Annotated in this window: 5 protein-coding genes; 2 read left to right on the top strand and 3 right to left on the bottom strand. The window is 70.0% G+C overall.

Annotation, left to right across the window (positions count from 1 at the left end):
• Nucleotides 1–75: 75 nt before the first annotated feature.
• A complete protein-coding gene (lpdA, locus tag GWK61_RS52265) occupies nt 76–1479 on the bottom strand; it encodes a dihydrolipoyl dehydrogenase (RefSeq protein ID WP_194921701.1) in 1404 nt (467 codons plus the stop codon).
• Nucleotides 1480–1741: 262 nt separating this feature from the next.
• Here lpdA and GWK61_RS52260 point away from each other — a divergent pair, with 262 nt between their 5' ends.
• On the top strand, nt 1742–2380 hold the full coding sequence (locus GWK61_RS52260) for an alpha/beta hydrolase family protein (RefSeq protein ID WP_194921700.1): 639 nt from the start codon (nt 1742–1744) through the stop codon (nt 2378–2380).
• A 22-nt stretch (nt 2381–2402) separates the two neighbouring features.
• Entirely contained in the window at nt 2403–3101 is a 699-nt protein-coding gene (locus tag GWK61_RS52255) for an HAD family hydrolase (protein ID WP_194921698.1), read from the top strand.
• Here GWK61_RS52255 and GWK61_RS52250 read toward each other — a convergent pair.
• Together GWK61_RS52250 and GWK61_RS52245 are read right to left on the bottom strand one after the other, a co-directional pair.
• Complete coding sequence (locus tag GWK61_RS52250; RefSeq protein WP_194921696.1) at nt 3088–5289, bottom strand: (Fe-S)-binding protein; 2202 nt, start codon at nt 5287–5289, stop codon at nt 3088–3090. The genes GWK61_RS52255 and GWK61_RS52250 overlap by 14 nt on opposite strands.
• A gap of 15 nt (nt 5290–5304) precedes the next feature.
• Nucleotides 5305–5700: electron transfer flavoprotein subunit alpha/FixB family protein (locus GWK61_RS52245; RefSeq protein ID WP_194921694.1), on the bottom strand; the 396-nt coding region annotated here is incomplete at its 5' end.

Genomic DNA, 5700 nt, shown 5'->3' with positions numbered 1-5700 from the left:
GTGTTCTGGCGTGGTGCCCGGTCGGGTCCGGTGCGGCCGGTGGGGGGCGGCCGGGCACCACGTCAAGGCGCTGATCTACATGTTAATCATATGTCCGGCGAGTCCGTGGACGGCTTCCTTAACCGCTTCGCCAAGAGTCGGGTGGGCGTGGATGTTTCGGCCTACTTCGTGGACCGTCAGGTCCCATTGCTGGGCCAACGTGAGCTCGGGCAGGAGCTCGGTCACCTCAGGGCCGATGAGGTGCGCGCCGAGGAGTTCGCCGTACTTGGCGTCGCTGATCACCTTGACGAAGCCGACCGCGTCGCCGAGCCCCGCGGCCTTGCCGTTGGCACTGAACGGGAACTTGGCGACCTTGACGTCGAAACCCTCCAGCCGGGCCTGCTCCTCGGTCCAGCCGAAGCTGGCGATCTGCGGCTGGCAGTAGGTGGCGCGCGGCACCATCACGAAGTCGATCTCCATCGTCTCCGCGCCGGCGATGGTCTCGGCGGCCACCACGGCCTGGGTCTCGGCGACGTGCGCGAGCATCACCTTCGCGGTGACGTCGCCGATGGCGAAGATGTTCGGGACGTTGGTCCGGCCGCGGCCGTCCACCGCGATCGCGCCGCGCTCGGTGAGCGCCACGCCGGTCTTGTCCAGGCCGTAGCCGTCGACGTTCGGCGCGAAGCCGATGGCCTGCAGCACCTTGTCGGCCTCCAGCACCTGCTGGGCGCCGTCCTTGCCGGTGACGGTGACCCGCACCTTGGGGCCGGAGTCGTCGATGGTGTCGACCCGGGTCCCGGTGAGCACGTCGATGCCGAGCTTGCGGTACTGGCGGGCCAGTTCCTTGGAGACCTCGATGTCCTCCAGCGGGACCATGCGCTCCAGGAACTCGACGATGGTGACCTTGACGCCGTAGCTGTTGAGCACGTAGCCGAACTCGACGCCGATCGCCCCGGCGCCGGCGATGACGATGCTCTCCGGCAGCGTGGCGGACAGGATCTGCTCTTCGTAGGTCACCACGCGCGGCGAGAGCTGGGTGCCCGGCAGCAGCCGGGTGCGCGCGCCGGTGGCGATGATGCAGTGGTCGAAGGTGAGGGTCTCGGTGGTGCCGTCGGACTTGGCGACGCTGAGCGTGCGCTGGTCCAGGAAGGTGCCGCGGCCGTCGTACTCCGCGATCTTGTTCTTGCGCATCAGGTAGTGGACGCCCTTGACCCGGCCGTCGGCGACCTGCCGGCTGCGCTCGAAGGCGGCGCCGTAGTCGAAGGTGATCGGGCCGTTCGAGGAGATCCCGTAGGTCTTCGCCTCGTGCTGCACGGTGTGCGCCAGCTCCGCGTTGCGCAGCAGCGCCTTGGACGGGATGCACCCGACGTTCAGGCAGACCCCGCCCCAGTAGCGCTCCTCGACAACGGCGACCGTCTTGCCGAGCTGGGTCGCTCGGACCGCCGCTGTGTACCCGCCGGGCCCCGCGCCCAGGACGACGACATCGAAATGCGTGCTCATGGCTCCGACTCTAACCGCCGGGACATATGGCACGCCTGGTGACCGGTGGAGGTGTGGGACGTACGGCGTTGAAAAGGCGCTGGTCCGGGGGTTGTCGGAGGTTTCGGGGCCGGTCAGGGGGTGAGACGGACCGATCGGTGTCGCGGTCGGAGTCGGCGGCACGGGAGTGGGGTGGGGCTGGCGGTACAGATGAGATCTACGGTGGCAATGTGGCTGGTGTTGCTGGCGTGCCGGGCCACCGACTCGCGGCTACGTTGGGAGCGTGCAGGAACTGATCACCACCCCAGCCGGCGACGCGCGCCTGACCCGCTTCCCGACTCCGTCGCGCACCAAGCGCCGCGCGCTCCTGGCGCTCGGGCACGGGGCCGGTGGTGGCGTCGAGGCCGCGGATCTGCAGGCGCTCGCCGCGGCGCTGCCGTCGGGCGGGATCGAGGTGGTGCTCGTCGAGCAGCCGTGGCGGGTGGCGGGCAAGAAGATCGCGCCGGCGCCGAAGACGCTCGACGAGGGCTGGATCCCGGTGGCCGAGACCTTGCGCAGGCGGGCCCGCGCGACGCCATTCCTGGCCGGCGGACGCAGCGCCGGGGCGCGCGTGGCCTGCCGGACCGCGCTCAGCACCGGTGCCGCCGGCGTCGTCGCGCTCGCGTTCCCGCTGCATCCGCCGGGCAAGCCGGAGAAGTCGCGCGCCGCGGAACTGCTCGACACCGGGCTGCCGACGCTGGTCGTCCAGGCCGGTGCCGACTCGTTCGGGACCGCGGCCGAGTTCCCCGAACTGCCGCCGACACACCACCTCGTCGGGCTGCCGGCCGGCGACCACGCGTTCAAGGTGAAGAAGGCTGATCCTCCCGTGCTGGACGCCCTGGTGGCGGCGGTCGCGGACTGGATCGACGCGCTGCTGCGGTAAGGAGTCATCTAGAGTCTGGGGCATGGACCACCCCCGAGCGATGCTCTTCGATTTCTCCGGCACCCTGATGCGCATCGAGCCGGCGGAGCGATGGGTCCGCGCCGTCGCCGACGAGGGCGGACTCGCGCTGGACGACGGCGAGGTCGAGCACTGGGCCCATCGCCTGATCGAGGCCGGGGCCTGGTACGGCGCCTATCCGACGTACGTGCCGGAGCACCTCGCGGAGCTCTACGAGGCCCGCGACTTGGACGAGCCGCACCACCGCGCCTGCTACACCGGGCTGATCCGGGAGTCCGGGTGGCCGTGGCCGGAGCTGGTCGATCCGCTGTACGACCGGAGCAACGCCGCGGAGGCGTGGCTGCCGTACCCGGACGCGCTGGAGACGGTGCGCGAGGCCAAGGACCGGGGGTTGGCGACCGCGGTGATCAGCAACATCTCCTTCGACATCCGGCCGCATCTGAAGCACGCCGGGTTGCTGGATCTGCTGGACGCGGTGGTGCTCAGCTACGAGGTCGGGCTGATCAAGCCGGACCCGAAGATCTTCCAGCTCGCTTGCGACGCGCTCGGCGTGGACCCGGCGTCGGCCGTCATGGTCGGCGACCATGCGGCCGACGGCGGCGGGTCCGCGCTCGGCGTGCGTACTTTCTACGTCGATCTGGTGCCGGTCGAGGAGCGGCCGGATGCCTTGATCAGTGTGCTGCGAGAAGTTACGGCTTCGTAGACGGAGTTGAGTTCGGGTTTGTAGGCGGATTCGGAGTCGGAGGCGGCTCGGCGGCGGCGGTGGGTTCCTGCGGCCTGCGTACCGAGCGCAGCAGCACCTCCGAGACGTCCGCGACCCGCACCGCGTCGTCGGCCTTCCCCTGCTGTTTGCGGGTGTTCACGCCGTCGGTGAGCATCACGATGCAGTAGGGGCAGGCGGCGGTCACCAGGTCCGGCGACGTACCCAGCGCCTCGTCGGTGCGGGTCTCGTTGATCCGCGAGCCGATCGTCTCCTCCATCCACATCCGCGCGCCGCCGGCCCCGCAGCAGAACGACTTCTCGCGGTTGCGCGGCATCTCGGTGAGCTTCACGCCGGGGATGGTGCCGAGGATGTCGCGCGGAGCGTCGAAGACCCGGTTGTGGCGGCCGAGGTAGCAGGGGTCGTGGTAAGTGACCGCGACGTCCACCTCGCCGGTCGGCTTGATGCGGCCGTCCTTGATGAGGCGGGCCAGCAGTTCGGTGTGGTGCACGACCTCGTAGTGGCCGCCGAGCTGCGGGTACTCGTTGGCCAGGGTGTTGAAGCAGTGCGCGCAGGTGACGACGATCTTCTTGGCGCCGGCGGAGTTCAGCGTCTCCACGTTCTGCGACGCCAGCTCGTGGAACAGGAACTCCTGGCCCAGGCGGCGGGCGGCGTCGCCGGTGCAGGTCTCCCCCGAGCCCAGGATCATGAACTCGACGCCGGCCTCGTGCAGGAGCTCGGCGACGTTGCGGGAGGTCTTCTTGGCGTTGTCGTCGAGCGAGCCCGCGCAGCCGACCCAGAAGAGGTATTCGACGTCTTCCGGGAGGCGCTCCTCGCCATTGGCACCGAGGACGCGGACCTCGAAGGGCAGGCCGGCGGTCCATTCCAGGCGGGCCTTGGCGCCGCGGCCCCACGGGTCGCCGTTCTTCTCCAGGTTGCGGAGCATCGTGCCGGCCTCGCGGGGGAACTCGGCCTCGATGAGGACCTGGTAGCGGCGCATGTCGACGATGTGGTCGACGTGCTCGATGTCCACCGGGCACTGCTCGACGCAGGCGCCGCAGGTGACGCAGGACCAGAGGATGTCGGGGTCGATGACGCCGTTGACGTCCGCGCCGCCGATGAGGGGACGCTGGGCTTCCTTGAAGACGTCGACTGCGGTCGTCTCCAGAGCGGCCTTGGCCTCCTCGCCGTCGGCGAGCAGGTACGGGGCCTTGTTCAGCGCGTGGTCGCGCAGGGCCATGATGAGCAGCTTCGGGCTCAGCGGCTTCTCGGTGTTCCAGGCCGGGCACTGGGACTGGCAGCGTCCGCACTCGGTGCAGGTGGCGAGGTCCAGCAGGCCCTTCCAGGTGAAGTCCTCGATGGCGCCGCGGCCGATCTTGTCGTCCTCGCCGGGGTCCTCGAAGTCCACGGCCTTGCCGCCGGAGTAGACCGGCAGCAGCGGGCCCAGGGCGCGGGGGCGGCGGGAGAAGGCGACGTTGAACGGGGCCAGGAAGATATGCAGGTGCTTGGAGTTCACGACCAGCACCAGGAAGCCCAGGACCACGCCGAGGGAGGCGAGCAGGCCGACGGTCTCCAGGACGTCGTTGCCGGTCTTGCCGGCGCCGTGCAGCAGGTGGCCGGCGGCCTGGCTGGCGAAGGCGCCGTGTGGGAAGGGGAAGTTGCCGGTGTTGATCTGCGCGCCGCGGTAGAGCAGCAGGGTCCACATGACGTTGAAGATCATGAAGAGCACGACCCACGCGGCGGTGGTGTGGGAGCCGAAGAAGCGGGACTTGCGACCGCGCTTGTCAGGGTTCTGCTTGATGCGGATGGCCGTGAAGGCCAGCAGGCCGACCAGGACCGCGACGATGAAGAAGTCCTCCAGGAAGCCCAGCCAGGTGTCGGTGCCGATGAGCGGGATGTGGAAGTCCCGGTCGAACAGCGCGCCGAAGCCCTCGACGATGGTGGCGCCGAGGATCATGAAGCCCCAGAAGACGGCGAAGTGCGCCAGCCCCGGACCGGACCAGCGCAGCAGCTTGCGCTGTCCGAGGACCTCGGTGACCACCGCCCACAGGCGGGTGGCCGGCTGGTCAGCGCGCCCGGGCTCGGCCGGCTGCATCGTGCGGCCCAGGCGATAGAGCATCAGCACCCGGCGTCCGGCCAGTGCGAACGCCGTGAGCGTGATCGCCGCGCCGATGATGAGTCGTACGGCCACGGGGGCCTCCGTTCGTTATGAGGGGAAGGTGGAGCGTCTTTGGAGCTCTGCCAGCAGCGCGGGCAGGATGGCGCGCGCGTCGCCGACGACGCCGAGTTCGGCGAGCTTGAAGATCGGTGCGTTCGGATCGTCGCCGATGGCCACGACGGTCTTCGCACCCTGCATCCCGGCCCGGTGCCGCACCGAACCGGACACGCCGCAGGCGAGGTAGAGGCGCGGATGCACGGTCTTGCCGGTGAGCCCGACGCGCGCCTCCGGCGGGATCCAGCCGAGCTCGGCGGCGGTGTGCGAGCCGGCGACGGCGGCGCCGAGGGCTTCGGCGACATCGGCGAGGACGGCGAAGGCGGCACGGGAGCCGATGCCGCGTCCGCCGGCGACGACGATGTCGGCGTGGTCGAGGGCGGGGTGGGT

Origin of the sequence: Catenulispora rubra (assembly GCF_015356825.1) — a bacterium.
In the GTDB taxonomy this organism is placed as follows: Bacteria; Actinomycetota; Actinomycetes; order Streptomycetales; family Catenulisporaceae; genus Catenulispora; species Catenulispora rubra.
This window is presented reverse-complemented; position numbering and strand designations above follow the sequence as displayed.